The sequence below is a fragment of the Comamonas sediminis genome (genome assembly GCF_041107495.1).
GTDB classification, from domain to species: Bacteria; Pseudomonadota; Gammaproteobacteria; order Burkholderiales; family Burkholderiaceae_C; genus Comamonas; species Comamonas sediminis.
In genome coordinates this window covers 399,050-416,341 of the sequence record NZ_JBGBDC010000004.1, presented here as the reverse complement: position 1 = coordinate 416,341, position 17,292 = coordinate 399,050, and the positions used below count along the sequence as shown (strand labels likewise).

The window sequence follows — 17,292 nt, the reverse complement described above, 5'->3', positions numbered from 1 at the left end:
CCCTCTCAATTCGTCTTCTGTGTGTCGGCGCCCAGCGCATCCCGGGGCCAACCGCCGCCCAGCGCCTGGAACACCTGCACCGCATGCGCCAGCGCCTCGGCGCGCGCCTGGGTCAGGCCACCGCGTGAGTCGCGGTAGACCTGCTCGGCATCGAGCACCACGACCAGGTCAAAAAAACCGGCCTCATAGCCTTTGCGTGCCGCTTCATAGGCGGTCTGCGCGCGTGCCTCGGCCTGCGCCAGCACCTGCAGCCTTTGCCGGTCCGGCGCCATGCGCAGCAGCGCCTGGTCCGTTTCGGAGAACGCACGCTGCACCACCTGCTCATAGGCGATCACCGCCTGCTCGGCGCGGGCGCCCTGGGCGCGGGCATTGGCCAGCAAACGCGGCCGGTCCAGCACCGGCATGGCCACATTGCCTGCCAGCGACCACAGCCCGGTGCTGAGCGACGCGCCCTGCTTTTGCCAGTTCAGCCCCAGCCCGGGGGTCAAAGTGATGCTGGGAAGCAGCGCCAGGCGCGACAGCTCCAGCCCGCCAGCGGCCGCATCCATCTGGGCCTGGGCCTGCAGCACATCGGGGCGCCGTGCCAGCAAATCCGCCGGCAAGGCTTGCGGCAGCGCTGGCGCCCGGGTCTGGCTGTCATCGAGCACCAGCGCGGACAAGGGCTGGTCGCCCTGCCCCACCAGCACCAGCAACGCGCGGCGCGCGGCATCCAGCTGCGACTGCAGCACCAGCGCATTGGCCTGGGCCGCCAGCAAGCTGGCATCGACCCGCGCCACATCGGCCAGCGCCACCAGGCCACGCTCGAGCTTGCGCGCCAGCACCTGCTGCAGCCGCGTCTGGATGGTGATCGTCGCCTGCGCATCGGCCAGCGCGGCGGTCAGGCGCTGCGCCTCAAACAGGCTGCGCGCCACTTCGGCGACCAAGGTGGCGCGCTCGCCATAGGCGCCATAGAGCGCCGCGCCGTAGTCGCCATCGGCCTGGCGCGCCAGCGCATCGCCCCGGCCCAGCACATCGAGCTCCCAGGACACCTGAAAGTCCAGCCCGGCGCTGCTTTGCCGGCCCAGGCCGGCGCCGCCCGCCGCGGCACCGCCCAGGCGCTGCACGTTGCGGTGGTCGCCACTGGCACGCAGCCCCCCTTGGGGCTGGTATTGCGTCAGTGCGGCCTCGCGCAGCGCACGGGCCTCGCGCACCCGCGCCAGGCCCATGCGCACCTCGGTGCTGGCGGCCAAGGCCTGGTCCACCAGGCGGTTGAGCAGCGGCTGCTCGAACAAGGTCCACCAGGTATCGAGTTGCGGCGCAGCCTGCACAGCCTGGGGGCCGGCCGCAGAAGGCGCAACCGAAAACTGGGCGGCCACCACCGGCGCCGGCGCGCGCGCATCGGGCACCGAGGAGCAACCCGACAAAGCCGCCAGGCACAGCGGCGCTGCCGCCCATAGAACGTGTTTCATTGCAGGGGCCTCAGTCTTTGGTGGTGCGGCGGGCTGCAGTGCTGCGCGCTTTGCGCGCTTTCGGTGCTGCCCCAGGGGCAGAGGCAGGAGCACCTGCCTTGCGCTTGGCCGGCACCGCTCGGGTGGCCGTCTGCGTTTGCCGATCGGCCAGTTTGCCCAGTAGCTCCTGCAAGGTCTGGGCCGTCACCGCATGGAAATCCTGCGCCTGCTGCAGGCGCGCGGTGGCCTCGGCGGGCAGCGGGCTGGCTGCCAGCAACTCGTCCACATAGGTTGTAAAGCGCTGGCAATCGGCAATGCTCTGCTCCAGCACAATCAAGAAAGGGTTGGCCCGCAGGCTGAAAAAATCCTGCCGCTCACCGCGCATCGCCACCCGCTCAATAATGCCCAGGCGCTCCAGCAGACGGGTATTGGTGCTCACGCTGGCCCGGCTGGCCTGCATGCGCTCGGCCAGCTCGGCAAAGCTGATGGGCCCGCCATCGAGCAAAAAAATGCCGATCAGGCGCCCCGCGATCCGGGGCAGACCGCTGGTCTCCGCCTGGATCGCATTGCGCTCGATGAACAGCTCGCGCGCCTCCAACGCCGCTTTCGCCTTGTCCTGCTGGGTCACAGCCACCATCCTTCATTCATATTGTTCAGTCACCGCTGAACAATATAAACGAATTCGGGTTGACCCTGGTTTTCAAAAGTAACGCTGGATTGGAAAAAGAGGCCGAGGTATACGGCCCTTGCGTTCGGAGCGTCAGGACTGGCGCAACGCCAGCCGCGCGGTCAGCAGGGTGCGTCCCGGCTCGGAATCGATCTCCAGCACACCGCCGACGCGGCCCATACGCACGGCCATCGAGCGCATGCCAATGCCCAGACCCGAGGCATCCACCGCAGCCACATCAAAGCCTACGCCATCGTCCTCGATCTCCAGCACCAGGTCGTCAGCCTCGGGCTGCAGGAAGGACAGGCGCACATGGCGCGCCTGGCTGTGCTTGATCACATTGGTGAGCGCTTCCTCGACCAGGCGCGTCATCGCCAGGTACTGCAGCGCATCGGGCGGCGTGCGCCAGGCGGGCGCGTACTGCCAGTCGCAGCGGATGTCGAGTGCATCGAACAGGTTGGCAAAGCGGTGGCGCAGCGGTGCCAGCCATTCCTGCGGAGAGCCAGGCACGCGCACCTGGGCCGAAGAATTGCTGTCGATGGTCTGGCGCAGGTCATCGCGGATGTGCTTGAGCATGGACAGCACCTGCGGCCGGGTCAGGCCGCCATCGCCGCCCTGCTCCACGGCGGCAATCATGTGTACCAAGGAGCCGCCCAGTCCGTCATGCAGGTCATGGGTCAGGTTCAGGCGCTCCTGCAGGCGCGCATTCGACAGCTTCTGCGCATCCAGCTCGGCGCGCAGCTGCTCGGCCTTCTTCTGCTCGCTGATGTCAAAGGTGAAGCCGATCAGCCCCGTGGTCTCGCCCTGCGCATCGCAAAGCACATGCACCACCTCGCGCACCCAGACAAAGTTGCCATCGCTGGTCAATGCCCGGTACTCGGCTTCATGGTCAACCCCTGCCAGACACAGCTCCACGCAGCGGTTGACCGTGGTGTCGCGCTCGTCGGGGTGGATGCGCTCGGCCCAGTCGTTCACCGTCTGCCAGCTGTCCGGGGTCCAGCCCAGCAGCGCCTCGATCTGCGGCCCCACATAGGTGTACTTTTTGCTCGCCCAATCGATGCGGAACGGAATCGCCAAGGTGGACTCCAGCAGCGTCTGGTAGAGACCGTTGTGGGTGTCTGGCTCCAGGGTGCGTAGACGGGGCTGCGTATCGAGCATAGAGGTGTCAGCGTTACTTCAACAAAGGGTGAACCGTCGGCAATGCATTCCAGAACCAGTAGAAGTAGCCACTGTCCTTGGGCAGCAAGGTCAGGGTCTGCACGCTGGTTTGCGTGCCACCCCGCCAACAGGCCAGCGCGGAATTGCGATTGCCGTGCAGATCGATATAGGCCGCATGGGGATTTTTGGGCCTGGGCGGAATGTACAGGGCCATGCCTTGCGGCACCCAAAGATCGGCGAGAAAGATTTTAGCCCGCTGCGGCCAATAGCGCCCGACCGAAATCACCAGCGGAAGCTGGGGATCCACCGAAGAGAACACATGCGGAAAATCATGGTGCTCCAGATCGGTACACACCGTGGGCTGCAGCTGGTTGCGGTGCGCCTCGTCCAGATAGGGGCACTGCTGACCGGCAAACATGCCGTACTCGAACGGGGTGTTCTCCAGATGGCGGATCGGGCTTTGCATGCGCAGCCCCTGCCCCGGCTCGATCAACGTGATGCCAAAGGCAGCTGCTGCGTCCCGCGTGGCCCACAGCGGCTCGTACACCACCTCGGTGGCGAGCAACTCCAGCTTGGTCTCCTCACCAAATTTTGTCGGCGGCTGGCTATGCGTGCCACTGACCTGGTAACCGCGCCCCCAGGAAGGCTCAAGCGTCCCGGCCACCGGAGTGTCGGCCACCGGGGTGCCGGCCATCGGAGTGCCGGCCACCGGACTGCCGGCCACAGGCTGCAGCTCCTTGACGCCTGCAGGAAGTGCTTCGTTGAATTGGGGCATGCCATCGATATTGCAGACATAAGGCGTCGTCTGCGTATCGACCCACGTGCCCATGCCGTCTCGAATCAGCAAAGGCGGATCAAAATAAGTGTGGGGCACGGTCAGTCACTCCAGATCGGATGGGTGGGCGATTACGGGGACAGCGAGACAGGGCTGCGCGCTGCGCGGCTCAATCCACCAGGCGGCGCCGGCGCGCTTCCTGCGCCGCCTGGGTGCGCGAGGACACCGACAGCTTGCGGTAGACATTCTTGATGTGCGACTCCACCGTGTAGCGCGACAGGAACAGCCGCTCGGCAATCTCGCGGTTGCTCAGGCCTTCGACCACCAGGTGCAGGATGGTGTGCTCACGCGCGCTCAAGCCCGGGTCATCCGCCGCCTGCACGGCAGGCGGGGCTTGCAGCGGCAGCTCCTCAATGATGCGCCGCGCAATAAAGGGGTCGATGGGCGCGCCGCCGCGCAGCACGCTGCGCAAGGCCATGGCCATCTCCATGTCGTCGCGCTCCTTGAGCACATAGCCCACGGCGCCGGCGCGCAACGCGGCCCAGATCATCTCCTGCGTGCTCCAGGCCGATACCACCAGCATCGGCAGGTTGGGCGCCTGGGCATGCAGCTCTTCGATCAGCTCCACACCGCTGCCATCGGGCAGGCCCAGGTCGACCAGCACCAGCGATACCGTGTGCGCCTCGCCCGCCAGGTAAGCGCGCGCCTCGGCCAGCGAGCCGGCCATCACCAGCGCATCGCTGCTATAGCCCAGCTGCTGCAGCAAACCCTGCAGCCGGTTGCGCACCAGCGGGTTGTCCTCCACCACCAGTACGGGTGCGGGCAGTGCGAGATCGGCGGTGAGCATCTGGGTGGGCATGGGTTCCGTTCATATTCCAAGTGCTGCAATTATTCCGCAAGCCCAGGCCCTTGCCCCTCACTGAAAATGGTGAATTTCAGCGCCATGACAGTCTCACGACCACCGCATGGCAGCGGCCAGCATGGAGCTATCAGGTAAAGCGCTTCTCCAGCGCATCCCAGGCGGGCTTGCCCACTAGGCGCTGGCGCTCGGCAAAAGTCGCCACCAAACCGCTGGACTCCTGCACCGCCTTCTCGTCGCGCAGCACGGTCAAGGTTTTCTGCATGCCGGCCACAGCGCCCTGCAGCGCCGCATTGGCATAGAGCACGATGCCGTAGCCCAGCCCGCCCAGCTGCTCGGCATCAAAAATGGGGGTCTTGCCGCCAATCACCATGTTCATCAGCTGCGGGGTGGCCAGCCGGGTTGGCAGCGCGCGGATTTCTTCGGCCGTGGTAACGGCCTCCACAAACAGAATGTCGGCACCGGCTTCGGCAAAGCGCTGGGCACGCTCCACGGCCGCCTCAAAGCCATGGGTGGCCGCCGCATCGGTGCGCGCCATGACCAGCAGGTTCGGATCGCGCCGGGCATCGACGGCGGCCTTGATCTTGCTCACCGCCTCGTCGGTGGAGATCACCTCCTTGCCGTTGAAATGTCCGCAGCGCTTGGGCGCCACCTGGTCCTCCAGCTGGATGCAATCCGCACCGGCGCGCTCCAGGGTGCGCACCGTGTGGTAGACGTTGAGCGCATTGCCAAAGCCGGTATCGGCATCGACCAGCAAGGGCAGGCTGACCGTGTCGCGGATGCGCGCCGTGTGGTCGGCGATCTCGGCCAGCCCCATAAAGCCCTGGTCTGGCATGCCAAACCACATATTGGTCACGCCCGCCCCGGTCACATAGATGGCCTCAAAGCCCAGGTCCTCGATCACCTTGGCCGACAGCGCATTGAAGGCCCCCGGCACCAGCACGCCCCGGCGGGCCGCCACCATGTCTTTCAGCCATTGCTTGGTATCCATTCCACAGTCCCCCGTTCAAAAACAATCACCTGGCACCCGCACGGTGCCTTCCATCAGAATGCGTGCGCTGCGGCTCATCAGCGCCTTGGCCACCACCCACTGGCCATCCTGCAAGCGTGCCTCCGCCCCCACCCGCAAGCTGCCGGAGGGGTGGCCAAAGCGCACCGCGCTGCGCTCGCCCCCGCCAGCAGCCAGGTTGACCAGGGTGCCCGGCACCGCCGCTGCGGTGCCAATCGCCACCGCTGCCGTGCCCATCATCGCGTGGTGCAGCTGGCCCATCGACAGCGCACGCACCAGCAAGTCCACATCCTGGGCCTCCACCGCCTTGCCGCTCGATGCCGTGTAGCTGGCCGGCGGCGCCACAAAGGCAAGCTTCGGTGTGTGCTGGCGGCTGGCGGCCTCGCTCAGGTCCTGGATCAGGCCCATCTTCAGCGCACCATAGGCACGAATGGTCTCCAGCCGCGCCAAGGCCTGGGCATCGCCGTTGATATCGCCCTGCAGCTCCCGGCCGCTGTAGCCCAGGTCGTGCGCGCTCAGAAAGATCGTCGGAATGCCCGCATTGATCAAGGTGGCGGCAAAACTGCCTACCCCGGGCACATCGAGCTGGTCCACCAGCTGGCCAGTGGGGAACATCGCACCACCATCCTCGCCCTCGTCGGCGGGGTCGATAAAGGCCAGCTGCACCTCGGCGGCCGGAAAGCCCACGCCGTCCAGCGCAAAGTCGCCGGTCTCCTGCACCTGTCCGTTGTGGATGGGCACCTGTGCAATGATGGTCTTGCCAATATTGGCTTGCCAGATGCGCACCGTGCAAATGCCGTCCTGCGGGATGCGGGCCGGGTCGACCAGGCCCATCGCGATGGCGCAAGGGCCGACGGCGGCCGACAGGTTGCCGCAGTTGCCAGTCCAGTCCACAAAGGGCTTGTCGATAGCGACCTGGCCAAAGAGGTAGTCCACATCATGGTCGGGCTGCGTGCTCCTGGCCAGCAGCACCGCCTTGCTGGTGCTGGACGACGCATTGCCCATGCCATCGATCTGCTTGCCATAGGGATCGGGGCTGCCCAGGGTGCGCAGCAGGATGGCATCGCGCGCCGCGCCGGGCTGCTGCGCGGGCAGCGGCAAATCCGGCACATGGAAGAACACCCCCTTGCTGGTGCCACCGCGCATATAGATGGCGGGGATCTTGATCTGGGGAGGATGGGCGGTCAGGGTTGTCATGGTCGTTCAGAAAAAAACTGGGCATTCACACCGGGGCGGCTTGCGCAGCGCGGGATGCCAGAAAATCCTGCGCAAAGCGCTGCAGCACTCCGCCTGCCTCGTAGACAGACACCTCCTCGCCAGTATCGAGGCGGCAGGTCACCGACACGCGGTCAGTCTGGCCATTGCGGCGCCGGACCACCAGGCTCAGCGTGGCCAGCGGTGTGCGTTCACCTTCCACATCATAGGTCTCCGTGCCATCCAGTTGCAGCGTCTTGCGCGTGGTGCCGGGCCTGAACTCCAAAGGCAGCACGCCCATACCGATCAGGTTGGTGCGGTGGATGCGCTCAAAGCCCTCGGCCACCACCGTCTCCACCCCGGCCAGGCGCACGCCCTTGGCGGCCCAGTCGCGGCTAGAGCCCTGGCCGTAGTCGTCGCCGGCAATGATGATCAGCGGCTGGCGGCGCGCCAGATAGGTCTCCATCGCCTCCCACATGCGCACCACCCGGCCCTCGGGCTCGATGCGGGCCAGCGAACCCTTTTGCACCTGGCCATCAACCACGGCCATCTCGTTGACAAGCTGGGGGTTGGCAAAGGTGGCGCGCATCGCCGTCAGGTGGTCGCCCCGGTGGGTGGCGTAGGAGTTGAAGTCCTCCTCGGGCAGGCCCATCTTGGCCAGGTACTCCCCAGCGGCCGAGCTGGCCAGAATCGCGTTGGATGGCGAGAGGTGGTCGGTGGTGATGTTGTCCGGCAGCAGCGCCAGCGGCCGCATGCCCTGCAGGCTGCGCGGGTGTGCGGCCAGCGCGCCCACACCTTCGGTGTCCCAATACGGCGGCCGGCGGATATAGGTGGACTGGGGGCGCCAAGCATACTGCGCCTCGGCCTGCTCGCCATCGTCCACGCGCAGCGCAAACATCGGCTCGTAGACCGCGCGGTACTGCGCTGGCCTCACAGCCTGGGCCACGACGGCATCGATCTCCGCATCGCTGGGCCAAAGGTCTTGCAGACGGATTTCCCGCCCATCGACGATGCCCAGCACATCCTTCTCGATATCAAAACGCACCGTGCCCGCAATCGCATAGGCCACCACCAGCGGGGGCGAGGCCAGAAACGCCTGCTTGGCATAGGGGTGGATGCGGCCATCGAAATTGCGGTTGCCCGAGAGCACGGCTGTGGCATACAGGTCGCGATCGATGATCTCCTGCTGAATCCGGGGATCGAGCGCGCCGCTCATGCCATTGCAGGTGGTGCAGGCAAAGGCGACGATGCCAAAACCCAGCGCCTCCAGGTCCTCCAGCAGCCCAGCCTCTTGCAGATACAGCTCCACCGCCTTGGAGCCGGGCGCGAGCGAGGTCTTCACCCAGGGCTTGCGCACCAGGCCCAGGCGCCGGGCATTGCGCGCCAGCAGCGCCGCGGCCATCACATTGCGCGGATTGCTGGTGTTGGTGCAGCTGGTGATGGCGGCGATGATGACGGCGCCATCGGGCAGCAGGCCCTGCGCCTCCTGCGCGCGCGCCAGCGCCAGGGGCTCGGCGCCGGCAATGCCGCGCTCGGCCAGCTGCGAGGTCGGCAGGCGGCGGTGCGGGTTGGAGGGGCCGGCCATATTGCGCACCACGGTCGACAGGTCAAACTGCAGCACCCGTTCATAGCTCACCTGGGCCAGGCTGTCGGCCCAGAAGCCGGCGGTCTTGGCATAGGTCTCGACCAGCTGCACCTGCTTTTCATCGCGGCCCGTCAGCCGCAGGTAGGCCAAGGTCTGCTCATCCACCGCAAACAGCGCGGCAGTGGCGCCGTACTCCGGGCACATATTGGCAATGGTGGCGCGGTCGCCAATCGAGAGGCTGCGCGCACCCTCGCCATAAAACTCCACATAAGCGCCCACCACCTTTTGCTGGCGCAAAAACTCCGTCAGCGCCAGCACGATGTCGGTCGCGGTGATGCCCGGCTGGGGCCGGCCGCTCAAGGCCACGCCGACAATGTCGGGCAAGCGCATCCACGAGGCCCGTCCCAGCATCACGTTCTCGGCCTCCAGGCCGCCCACGCCCACCGCAATCACGCCCAGCGCATCCACATGCGGGGTATGGCTGTCCGTGCCCACGCAGGTGTCGGGAAAGGCGACGCCATCCTGCACATAGACCACCGGCGACATCTTCTCCAGATTGATCTGGTGCATGATGCCGTTGCCCGCCGGGATCACGTCCACGTTCGCAAAGGCCTTCTTGCTCCATTCGATGAAATGGAAGCGGTCCTCGTTGCGGCGGTCCTCGATCGCGCGGTTCTTCTCAAAGGCCTCGGGGTCAAACCCGCCGCATTCCACGGCCAGCGAATGGTCCACGATCAGCTGCACCGGCACCACCGGGTTGACGGCGGCCGGGTCACCGCCCGCCTGGGCAATCGCATCGCGCAGGCCCGCCAGGTCCACCAAGGCGGTCTGGCCCAGGATGTCATGGCAGACCACGCGCACGGGGAACCAGGGAAAGTCGGTATCGCGCCTGCGCTCGATCAGCTGGCGCAGGTAGTCCGGCAACTGGGCCGGGTCGGCGCGGCGCACCAGGTTTTCGGCATGCACCCGCGCCGTGTACGGCAGGCGGGCCCAGGCGCCGGGCGCCAGCGCATCGACTGCCGCCTGCGCATCAAAATAATCCAGGCCGGTGCCGGCCAGTGCTTGTCTGTAATCGGTGTTCATGGGGCAGTGCAAACCGGCGGGCAGGCGACCCGCACGGTGTCGCTATTTCTATAGGGATCGGGAGAAGTCGGATCAGCCGGCAGTTGATCATCCGCGCTGGTCGATGGGCTGGAACACCTGGTCTTCCGGCCCCGTGTAATGCGCGCTGGGGCGGATGATCTTGTTGTCCACGCGCTGCTCAATCACATGCGCAGCCCAGCCGCTGGTGCGCGCAATCACAAACAGCGGCGTGAACATCGCAGTGGGCACGCCCATCATGTGGTAGCTCACAGCGCTGAACCAGTCGAGGTTGGGGAACATCTTCTTGACCTCCCACATCACCGTCTCCAGGCGCTCGGCAATGTCATACATCTTCGTGGATCCGGCCTCCAGCGACAGCTCCTTGGCGACGCCCTTGATGACGACGTTGCGCGGGTCGCTGACGGTGTAGACGGGGTGGCCAAAGCCGATCACCACCTCCTTGTTCTCCACCCGGCGGCGGATATCGGCCTCGGCAGCATCGGCGCTGTCGTAGCGCTTCTGGATCTCGAAGGCCACCTCGTTGGCGCCGCCGTGCTTGGGGCCGCGCAGCGCGCCAATCGCGCCGGTGATGGCCGAATACATGTCGCTGCCGGTACCGGCCACCACACGGGCGGTGAAAGTCGAGGCGTTGAACTCATGCTCGGCATACAGATTGAGCGAGGTGTGCATGGCCCGCTCCCACAGCGCGCTGGGCTTCTTGCCATGCAACAGGTGCAGAAAATGCGCGCCGATGGAGTCGTCATCGGTCTCCACATCAATGCATTTGCCCGAAGTGCTGAAGTGGTACCAGTACAGCAGCATCGAGCCCAGCGAGGCCATCAGGCGGTCGGCAATGTCGCGGGCGCCGGGCAGGTTGTGGTCGTCCTTCTCGGGCAGAGTGCAGCCCAGCACCGATACGCCCGTGCGCATCACATCCATCGGGTGGCTGGCCGCCGGCAGCTGCTCCAGCGCCTGCTTGACGCTGGCGGGCAGGCCGCGCAGCGCCTTGAGCTTGTCCTTGTAGGCCCGCAGTTCTGCGCGGTTGGGCAGCTTGCCGTGTACCAGCAGGTGGGCAATTTCCTCAAACTCGCAGACCTGGGCCATGTCCAGAATGTCATAGCCCCGGTAGTGAAGGTCATTGCCGCTGCGGCCCACGGTGCACAAGGCGGTGTTGCCCGCTGTCACGCCGGCGAGCGCTACCGATTTCTTGGGTTTGAAGGTCGCAGGCGTGCTGGGCGCAGTGGCCTCGGTGGTCGTGGTGGTCATAGCGGGGTTTCCTGGTTCAAATATGCGCAATCAACAGAGACGGGCCGGCCTTTGGCATCGACGGCCACCATTTCAAACAAACCTTTGAGAATTTCCTCTGGTGGTGTACCGGGCAGGTCCGCCAGGCCGGTGACGCAGACCGTCATCGAGCTGCGCCCCACCCGGCTGACCCAGGCACGCAAGGTCAGGCCATGGCCTACCTGTGCCGGTGCCACAAAGTCCACCCGGCTGACGGCCGCCATCACCACCTCACGTTGCGCGAGGCTGCGGGCCGCCAGAAACGCGGCCTTGGCCATCAACTGCAGACCCTGGCCCGCAAACAGCGTGCCGTGGTGGTTGGCCAGCGCCGGCAGTACCAGTTCCTGCAGTTCAACAATGCCGATGGGTTGTGTCATGCTTCGCAATTTACGCAAAATGCCATGCCGTGGATAGCACTGAAATGGCGAATTTCTGCGAATGAAAATAGCCATTTTGCGAATTTTGCGAATTGATAGAATCCGCAAAATTGGCAAACCCTCGCCGCGACTACTACCCCGGATGAAACAAGAGATCTGGCTATGAAAAAAACCTTCATGGGCGTGAAGCTGCGCAAGCTGCGTGCCGAGCGCAACCTGTCGCAGATTGCGCTGGCCCACGCGCTGGGCCTGTCGCCCAGCTACCTCAACCAGCTGGAGCAAAACCAGCGGCCCTTGACGGTGTCGGTGCTGCTCAAGCTGCACCGCAGCCTGGGGGTGGACATCCAGCAGTTTTCCGAAGACGAGGAGGCACGCCTGGTTGCGGGGCTGCGCGAAGCCCTGGCCGATGCACCCGAGGCCATCGCCCTGCCCGAGCTGCAAGAAGTGGCCGCGCAAATGCCGGCGCTGGGCGCGGCGGTGGTGGCGCTGTACCGCCGCCATCTGGACACCATGGAGCGGCTCGAAGCGCTGTCGCTGCAGTTGGGTGACGACCGCAGCGATGAACGTGCCCATGCCAAAGGGCCGGCCGCGATGCCATTCGAGGTGGTGCGCGATTTCTTCTTCTCGCACCAGAACTATTTCGATGCGGTGGACCGCGCAGCCGAAGACCTGGCGATGCAGGCGCAGGCCCAGGGCGGTCCCCTGGTGGACTGGCTGGTGCAGCGCCTGGAGCGCGAGCACCAGGTTCAGGTGCAGCAGGTGCAAAGCGCAGGCGCCAGCAAGCGGCAGTTTGACCCGGCCTCGCGCCTGCTGCAGCTGTCACCCACGCTGGCGCCGGCGCAGCAAGCCTTTCAGTTGGCCACGCAGCTGGCGCTGCTGGAGATCGGCCCCCAACTCGACAGCCTCATCCGCGTGCCCGCGCTGGCCGACGACCCTTCCGCGCAGCGGCTGGCGCGCCTGGGCCTGGCCAACTACTTTGCCGGTGCGCTGCTGCTGCCCTATGGCCCGTTTTTGCAGGCCGCCCAGGCGCTGCGCTACGACATCGACCTGCTGGGCCAGCGCTTTGCCGTCGGCTTTGAAACCGTCTGCCACCGGCTCAGCACCTTGCAGCGGCCCGACAACCCCGGCGTGCCCTTTTTCTTTGTGCGCGTGGACCGGGCCGGCAATATCTCCAAGCGCCAGTCGGCCACGCATTTCCATTTCAGCCGCACCGGTGGCACCTGCCCGCTGTGGAATGTCTACGAGGCCTTTGGCCAGCCCGGCCAGGTACTCGCGCAGCTGGCCGCGATGCCCGATGGCCGGCGCTATCTGTGGATCGCCCGCAGCGTCTCCGGCGGGCAGCGCGGCTATGGCGCCCCCCGCAAAACCTTTTCCATCGGCCTGGGCTGCGACCTGCGCCATGCACCGCAGCTGGTCTATGCCAAGGGCATCGCGCTGGAAGACCCGGAAGCCGCCACCCCCATCGGCATGGGCTGCAAGGTCTGCGAGCGCACGCAGTGCCCGCAGCGGGCTTTTCCGTATGTGGGCAAGGGGCTGGATGTCGATGAAAACACCAGCTACTCCACGCCCTACGGCTCGCACTAAATGGCCGCCAACAGCTGGCCAAAGCGCGCTTCCACATACTTCGCCGTCGGGCTGCGCTGCGCGCCCTGGCGCCAGAGCATGCGCACCGACAGCCGGGGCAGCGCCAGCGCCGGGCAAGGCACTTCACGCAGCGCCTGGCGGTTGCCCTCGTAGTGCGCAATATTGACCGGCAGCACCGCCCATCCCAGGTTGTCGGCCACCATGTCTGCGATGTTGTAGAAGCTGTCCGAGCGCCACACGCGCGGGCTGTAGGCGCGCTCATGCACGTCCTCGGTGTGCATCAGCAACTGCCGGTGCTGGGCCAGCGCCTGCAGGCTCACGGCCTGGCCATCGGCCAGTGGGTGGTCGGCGGCCACAAACACGCCCTGGGCCACGGTGCCCAGGTGGCGCTGCTCAAAATGGTGCAGCACGGGCCCCCGGTCGATGTGGATGGCGATGCCGGCGCGCCCCTGGGCCACATAGTCGGCCACCTCGGTGGCGGTGCCGTTGAGCAGCAGCAACTCCAGGCTCGGAAACCGCTGCGCCATCTCGCGCAGCATGGTCGCCACGGCGGTATAGGGCAGCGCCTCGTCAATCGCCAGTGCCAGCTCGGCATCGGCCCCGCCGCTGAGCGCCTGCGCGCGCTGGTCCAGCTGCTCGGCCTGGCGCAGCAGCTCGCGCGCCTCCAGCAGCAGCACCCGGCCCGCATCGGTCAGTTGGGCATTGCGGTGCGAGCGGTCAAACAGCACCACGCCCAGGTCGACCTCCAGCATGCCCACCGCGGTGCTGACAGCAGATTGCGCCTTGCCCAGGCTGCGTGCAGCGGCTGAGAAAGAGCCGCTGTCGGCGGTGGCCACAAACTGCCGCAATTGTTCAATGGTCCATTCCATAGCCTGGCACTGTAACGCATCCATCTGTTTTATTGATGGATTCCAACTTTATCAATCTATTTTTATGGCGCAATATCCAGGCTATGCAATCGATCAACCAACAAGCACCCGCCCTGACGATGGCCTGGTGCCACGACCCCGCACAGTCGCCAGCGATCCTGGCGCTGTTCATGGGCCAGCTCAGTCCCCATTACATCTCCCATGGCGAGCTGCAGTCTCCGCGCGCCATCGCACCGGGCCAATGGAGCCCCCAGCTGGCCGACAGCATGGCCCTGCAGATTGAGGCCACCCTCGCCGCGCCTAAGGCCAACGCGATGCAGCGCATCGCCACCGCCCACCAGGGCGGCGCGCTGGTCGGCATCGCCTTTGTCTCGCTCGACGAGGAGCAGCGCGCGCCCACCCCGTTTGCCACCCTGGATGACCTGGTGGTCAGCCCCGCCGCACGCGGCCAGGGTCTGGGCCAGGCACTGTTTGGCTGGGTCTGCGCGCAGCTGCAGGCTGAAGGTCTGCAACGCCTGTTTCTGGAAAGCGGCATCGGCAACCAGGGCGCGCACCGGCTGTTCGAGCGCCTGGGCTGCCAGCCCGTGTCCGTCACGATGATGAAAGAACTGGGAGTCTGACCATGGCACTGCATTCCAGAAGATGGCTGGTGCTGGCCATCGTATCCATGGCCCTGCTGCTGATCGTCGTCGACATGACGGTGCTCTACACCGCGCTGCCCACACTCACCCATGACCTGGCCGCGTCCACCTCGATGAAGCTGTGGATCGTCAACGCCTATGCGCTGGTCGTCGCCGGCCTGCTGCTGAGCACCGGCGCCCTAGGCGACCGCCTGGGCTACCGGCGCATGTTCATGCTCGGCCTGGTGGTCTTTGGCATCGCCTCGCTGGCAGCCGCCTATTCCCCCAATGCAGCCATGTTGATAGCCGCCCGCGCGCTGCTGGGCGTGGGCGCGGCCATCATGATGCCCGCGACCCTGGCCATCATCCGCATGAGCTTTCCCGACCAGCGCGAGCGCTCGGTGGCCATTGGCATCTGGGCCTCGGTCGCCTCGGGCGGCGCGGCGCTGGGCCCTGTCGTCGGCGGCGTGCTGCTGGAGTACTTCTGGTGGGGCTCGGTGTTTTTGGTCAATGTGCCCATCGTGGCGCTGGCGCTGGTGCTGACCGTGTGGCTGATTCCCGCAGACCGCCTCCAGCACAAGGCCAGCCTGGCTGGCTGGGACTACACCAGCTCGCTGCAGGCGATGGTCGCCATGGTCAGCCTGGTGCTCAGCATCAAGGAGCTGGCCAAGCCTGCGCCGTCACTGGGCTTTGCCGCGCTGATGGGCATCCTCAGCGCCGTGGTGCTGGCCGTCTTTATCCGCCGCCAGCTCCGCCGGGCCCAGCCGCTGATCGAGCTGCGCCTGTTCCGCATTCCCACGTTCTCGGGCGGTGTGATTGCCGCCGTGGTGGCAGCCGTCGCCTTGGTGGGCGTGGAGCTGGTGTTCAGCCAGCGCCTGCAGCTGGTGCTGGGGCTGAGCCCGCTGCAAGCGGGGCTGGCGATCTTGCCGATCCCGGTGGCGGCCTTTGTGGCCGGCCCCATCGCCGGCTGGGCGCTGTCGCGCCTGGGCACGCACCGGCTGATTCTGGCGGGGCTGTTGGTCAGCGCAGTGGCACTGTGTGCATTGACGATGAGCCTCAACACGGGCGCCCACAGTCTGCAGAAAATCGCCGTGCTGGCCGTCCTGGGCCTGGGCGTGGGCGCCACCATCACCGCCGCCTCCAATGCGGTGATGAACAGTGCGCCGCCCGAGCACGCGGGCATGGCCGCCTCGGTCGAAGAGGTATCCTACGAGTTTGGCGGCGTGCTGGGCGTGGCGCTGTTGGGCAGCGTGCTGTCCTGGCGCTATACCAGCAGCCTGGTGCTGCCGGCCCAGCTGCAGGCCACCGGCGCCAGCGATGGCATCGACGCCGCGTTGCTGGCTGCAGAAAAGTTGCCGCCCGAGGCAGCGGCCCAGCTGCTGGGCCTGGCCCACGCAGCGTTTGACCAGGGCTTTATGGCGGTGATGGCCACTGCCGTGGTGCTGGTGTTGGCCGCAGCGCTGTCGGTGGCGCTGCTGCGCAGCCGTGGTCAGCAACAGGCCACCGTGGGGCACCGCAGCGGCGCGGTGGCCAGCGAAGGGCACTGACTTAGAAAAAGTCCTTGTCGGGCAGCGGCTCGCCATGCACGGCCAGCTTGCCCAGCGCCAGCGCCTTGTACAGCGCCGGGTTGTGCGATGCCACGGTGCGGGCATTGCGCCAGTGGCGGTCCAGGTTCTGCGTGCGCAACGTGGAGGAGGCGCCGCCCAGGTCAAACACTGCCGTGCCGGCCTGCAGCACCAGGCCATCGACGATGAGCTTGGCCTTGGCAGCCAGCACGGCGGCATGGTGGGCAGTGTCTTTCAGCGCGGGGTCGCCCTCCGCCGTGGCCAGCGAGGCATCCTGCGCATGGCTGGCCGCAGCCACCACTGCCTCAGCGGCAAACAGCTGGGCCGACAGATCGCCGACGATCTTCAGCAGCAACGGGTCTTCTGCCGGGGTATCGGCAGCGGCAAAGAAAAAGCCCTTGCGCGACCGCTTGTGCAGCATCGCCGACGCATCACGCACAATGGCCCGCAAGATGCCGGTGTTCACCGCCGTCAGGAACAGCTGGGGCAAGGTGCTTTTGTAGGGCCGGCTGTAGCCGGTGCCGGCGCTGTCCACGATGATCTCCTCGGGCTCCACCCGCACGCTGTCGAACAAGGTGGTGCCGCTGCCGGTCATGCGCTGGCCCATGGCATCCCAGTCATCGACCAGGTTCACGCCTTCGCGCCGCGTGGGGATGATGGCAGTGACATCGCGCTCCTGCGCGTCGCGTGCCCGCACGATGACGAAATCCGCATACAGGCTGCCAGTGCTGTAGAACTTGGCGCCGGTCATGCGAAAGTGGGCGCCGTCGGGCACCAGGCGTGTGAAGGTCTTTTCGCCGCTTCTGGCCTGTGCCAGCTCGGTGTTGGCGAGGCCGAAGATCGCCCCCTGGGCCACCTGATCGCGCCAGAAATGCGCCTGCGCACTGACCGGGTTGCGCGCAAAGCGCTCCACAAAGACAAAGTGGTTGCGCAAGATATGCGCAACGTTGGAATCGGCTGCGCCCAGCGCTATCACCTGCTCCATCAGCCCCGCCATGCTGGCCCCCGTGCCGCCATCGGCCACCGGCAGGCGGTAGGCGCCAAAGCGGCGGTCCTTCAAGGCTTGGATCTGCGCAAACGGCAGAATGCGCTTTTCCTCGCGCTCGGCCGAGCCGGCGGCGATCTCGTCAAACAGCGCTTGCCAGTCGGTGCGGGCGGTTCCGCTGGCCGCGCTCTGTGCTGCGGGGGTCAGGGTCTGGGGAGGGTCGATTGTCATAAACGGTTCTGCAAAAAGCG

15 protein-coding genes are annotated in these 17,292 nt (G+C 66.3%); 3 read left to right on the top strand and 12 right to left on the bottom strand.

What is annotated here, in order from left to right; genetic code table 11:
- Nucleotides 1–5 precede the first annotated feature (5 nt).
- The 10 genes from AB7A72_RS12010 to AB7A72_RS11965 all read right to left on the bottom strand — a co-directional run bounded on the left by AB7A72_RS12010 (nt 6) and on the right by AB7A72_RS11965 (nt 11,418).
- Nucleotides 6–1,448: an efflux transporter outer membrane subunit gene (locus tag AB7A72_RS12010; RefSeq protein WP_369460109.1), complete on the bottom strand. Its 1,443-nt coding sequence runs from the start codon at nt 1,446–1,448 to the stop codon at nt 6–8.
- A gap of 10 nt (nt 1,449–1,458) precedes the next feature.
- Nucleotides 1,459–2,055 carry a GbsR/MarR family transcriptional regulator gene (locus AB7A72_RS12005; protein ID WP_312835487.1) on the bottom strand — a complete coding sequence of 199 codons (597 nt, stop codon included), beginning with the start codon at nt 2,053–2,055 and terminating at the stop codon, nt 1,459–1,461.
- Nucleotides 2,056–2,187: 132 nt separating this feature from the next.
- Complete coding sequence (locus tag AB7A72_RS12000; protein ID WP_239812427.1) at nt 2,188–3,252, bottom strand: PAS domain-containing sensor histidine kinase; 1,065 nt, start codon at nt 3,250–3,252, stop codon at nt 2,188–2,190.
- Between the two features lie 13 nt (nt 3,253–3,265).
- A complete protein-coding gene (locus AB7A72_RS11995; protein WP_369460108.1) occupies nt 3,266–4,126 on the bottom strand; it encodes a hypothetical protein in 861 nt (286 codons plus the stop codon).
- 70 nt (nt 4,127–4,196) lie between these two features.
- Entirely contained in the window at nt 4,197–4,886 is a 690-nt protein-coding gene (locus AB7A72_RS11990) for a response regulator (protein ID WP_133856590.1), read from the bottom strand.
- A gap of 130 nt (nt 4,887–5,016) precedes the next feature.
- On the bottom strand, nt 5,017–5,877 hold the full coding sequence (locus AB7A72_RS11985; RefSeq protein WP_369460107.1) for an isocitrate lyase/PEP mutase family protein: 861 nt from the start codon (nt 5,875–5,877) through the stop codon (nt 5,017–5,019).
- A 15-nt stretch (nt 5,878–5,892) separates the two neighbouring features.
- A complete protein-coding gene (prpF, locus tag AB7A72_RS11980) occupies nt 5,893–7,092 on the bottom strand; it encodes a 2-methylaconitate cis-trans isomerase PrpF (protein WP_369460106.1) in 1,200 nt (399 codons plus the stop codon).
- A gap of 25 nt (nt 7,093–7,117) precedes the next feature.
- Complete coding sequence (gene acnD / locus AB7A72_RS11975; protein WP_369460105.1) at nt 7,118–9,757, bottom strand: Fe/S-dependent 2-methylisocitrate dehydratase AcnD; 2,640 nt, start codon at nt 9,755–9,757, stop codon at nt 7,118–7,120.
- Nucleotides 9,758–9,844: 87 nt separating this feature from the next.
- Nucleotides 9,845–11,023 carry a bifunctional 2-methylcitrate synthase/citrate synthase gene (gene prpC / locus AB7A72_RS11970; RefSeq protein ID WP_369460104.1) on the bottom strand — a complete coding sequence of 393 codons (1,179 nt, stop codon included), beginning with the start codon at nt 11,021–11,023 and terminating at the stop codon, nt 9,845–9,847.
- Complete coding sequence (locus AB7A72_RS11965; RefSeq protein WP_369460103.1) at nt 11,020–11,418, bottom strand: acyl-CoA thioesterase; 399 nt, start codon at nt 11,416–11,418, stop codon at nt 11,020–11,022. Before AB7A72_RS11965 ends, prpC begins: the two co-directional genes overlap by 4 nt.
- Before the next feature lie 162 nt (nt 11,419–11,580).
- Here AB7A72_RS11965 and AB7A72_RS11960 point away from each other — a divergent pair, with 162 nt between their 5' ends.
- Nucleotides 11,581–13,002: a short-chain fatty acyl-CoA regulator family protein gene (locus AB7A72_RS11960; protein ID WP_369460102.1), complete on the top strand. Its 1,422-nt coding sequence runs from the start codon at nt 11,581–11,583 to the stop codon at nt 13,000–13,002.
- On the opposite strand, the gene AB7A72_RS11955 is transcribed toward AB7A72_RS11960, so the two are convergent.
- On the bottom strand, nt 12,999–13,871 hold the full coding sequence (locus AB7A72_RS11955) for a LysR family transcriptional regulator (protein WP_369460101.1): 873 nt from the start codon (nt 13,869–13,871) through the stop codon (nt 12,999–13,001). The two genes, AB7A72_RS11960 and AB7A72_RS11955, sit on opposite strands and share 4 nt — an antisense overlap.
- Before the next feature lie 83 nt (nt 13,872–13,954).
- Between AB7A72_RS11955 and AB7A72_RS11950 the strand changes: the two genes are divergently transcribed.
- Together AB7A72_RS11950 and AB7A72_RS11945 are read left to right on the top strand one after the other, a co-directional pair.
- Complete coding sequence (locus AB7A72_RS11950) at nt 13,955–14,491, top strand: GNAT family N-acetyltransferase (RefSeq protein ID WP_369460100.1); 537 nt, start codon at nt 13,955–13,957, stop codon at nt 14,489–14,491.
- 2 nt (nt 14,492–14,493) lie between these two features.
- Nucleotides 14,494–16,038, top strand: coding sequence for an MFS transporter (locus AB7A72_RS11945; RefSeq protein ID WP_369460099.1), 1,545 nt, complete (start codon nt 14,494–14,496; stop codon nt 16,036–16,038).
- Nucleotide 16,039: 1 nt separating this feature from the next.
- Here the strand turns inward: AB7A72_RS11945 and AB7A72_RS11940 are convergent, their stop codons facing one another.
- On the bottom strand, nt 16,040–17,272 hold the full coding sequence (locus AB7A72_RS11940) for an acyl-CoA dehydrogenase family protein (protein ID WP_369460098.1): 1,233 nt from the start codon (nt 17,270–17,272) through the stop codon (nt 16,040–16,042).
- Between the last annotated feature and the right edge of the window lie 20 nt (nt 17,273–17,292).

Excerpts from the sequence above, each read along its gene's own strand:
- AB7A72_RS12010 (WP_369460109.1), bottom strand. The coding sequence starts at position 1,448 with ATGAAACACGTTCTATGGGCGGCAGCGCCGCTGTGCCTGGCGGCTTTG.
- AB7A72_RS12000 (WP_239812427.1), bottom strand. The coding sequence starts at position 3,252 with ATGCTCGATACGCAGCCCCGTCTACGCACCCTGGAGCCAGACACCCAC.
- AB7A72_RS11990 (WP_133856590.1), bottom strand. The coding sequence starts at position 4,886 with ATGCCCACCCAGATGCTCACCGCCGATCTCGCACTGCCCGCACCCGTA.
- AB7A72_RS11985 (WP_369460107.1), bottom strand. The coding sequence starts at position 5,877 with ATGGATACCAAGCAATGGCTGAAAGACATGGTGGCGGCCCGCCGGGGC.
- prpF (WP_369460106.1), bottom strand. The coding sequence starts at position 7,092 with ATGACAACCCTGACCGCCCATCCTCCCCAGATCAAGATCCCCGCCATC.
- acnD (WP_369460105.1), bottom strand. The coding sequence starts at position 9,757 with ATGAACACCGATTACAGACAAGCACTGGCCGGCACCGGCCTGGATTAT.
- prpC (WP_369460104.1), bottom strand. The coding sequence starts at position 11,023 with ATGACCACCACGACCACCGAGGCCACTGCGCCCAGCACGCCTGCGACC.
- AB7A72_RS11965 (WP_369460103.1), bottom strand. The coding sequence starts at position 11,418 with ATGACACAACCCATCGGCATTGTTGAACTGCAGGAACTGGTACTGCCG.
- AB7A72_RS11960 (WP_369460102.1), top strand. The coding sequence starts at position 11,581 with ATGAAAAAAACCTTCATGGGCGTGAAGCTGCGCAAGCTGCGTGCCGAG.
- AB7A72_RS11955 (WP_369460101.1), bottom strand. The coding sequence starts at position 13,871 with ATGGAATGGACCATTGAACAATTGCGGCAGTTTGTGGCCACCGCCGAC.
- AB7A72_RS11950 (WP_369460100.1), top strand. The coding sequence starts at position 13,955 with ATGCAATCGATCAACCAACAAGCACCCGCCCTGACGATGGCCTGGTGC.
- AB7A72_RS11945 (WP_369460099.1), top strand. The coding sequence starts at position 14,494 with ATGGCACTGCATTCCAGAAGATGGCTGGTGCTGGCCATCGTATCCATG.
- AB7A72_RS11940 (WP_369460098.1), bottom strand. The coding sequence starts at position 17,272 with ATGACAATCGACCCTCCCCAGACCCTGACCCCCGCAGCACAGAGCGCG.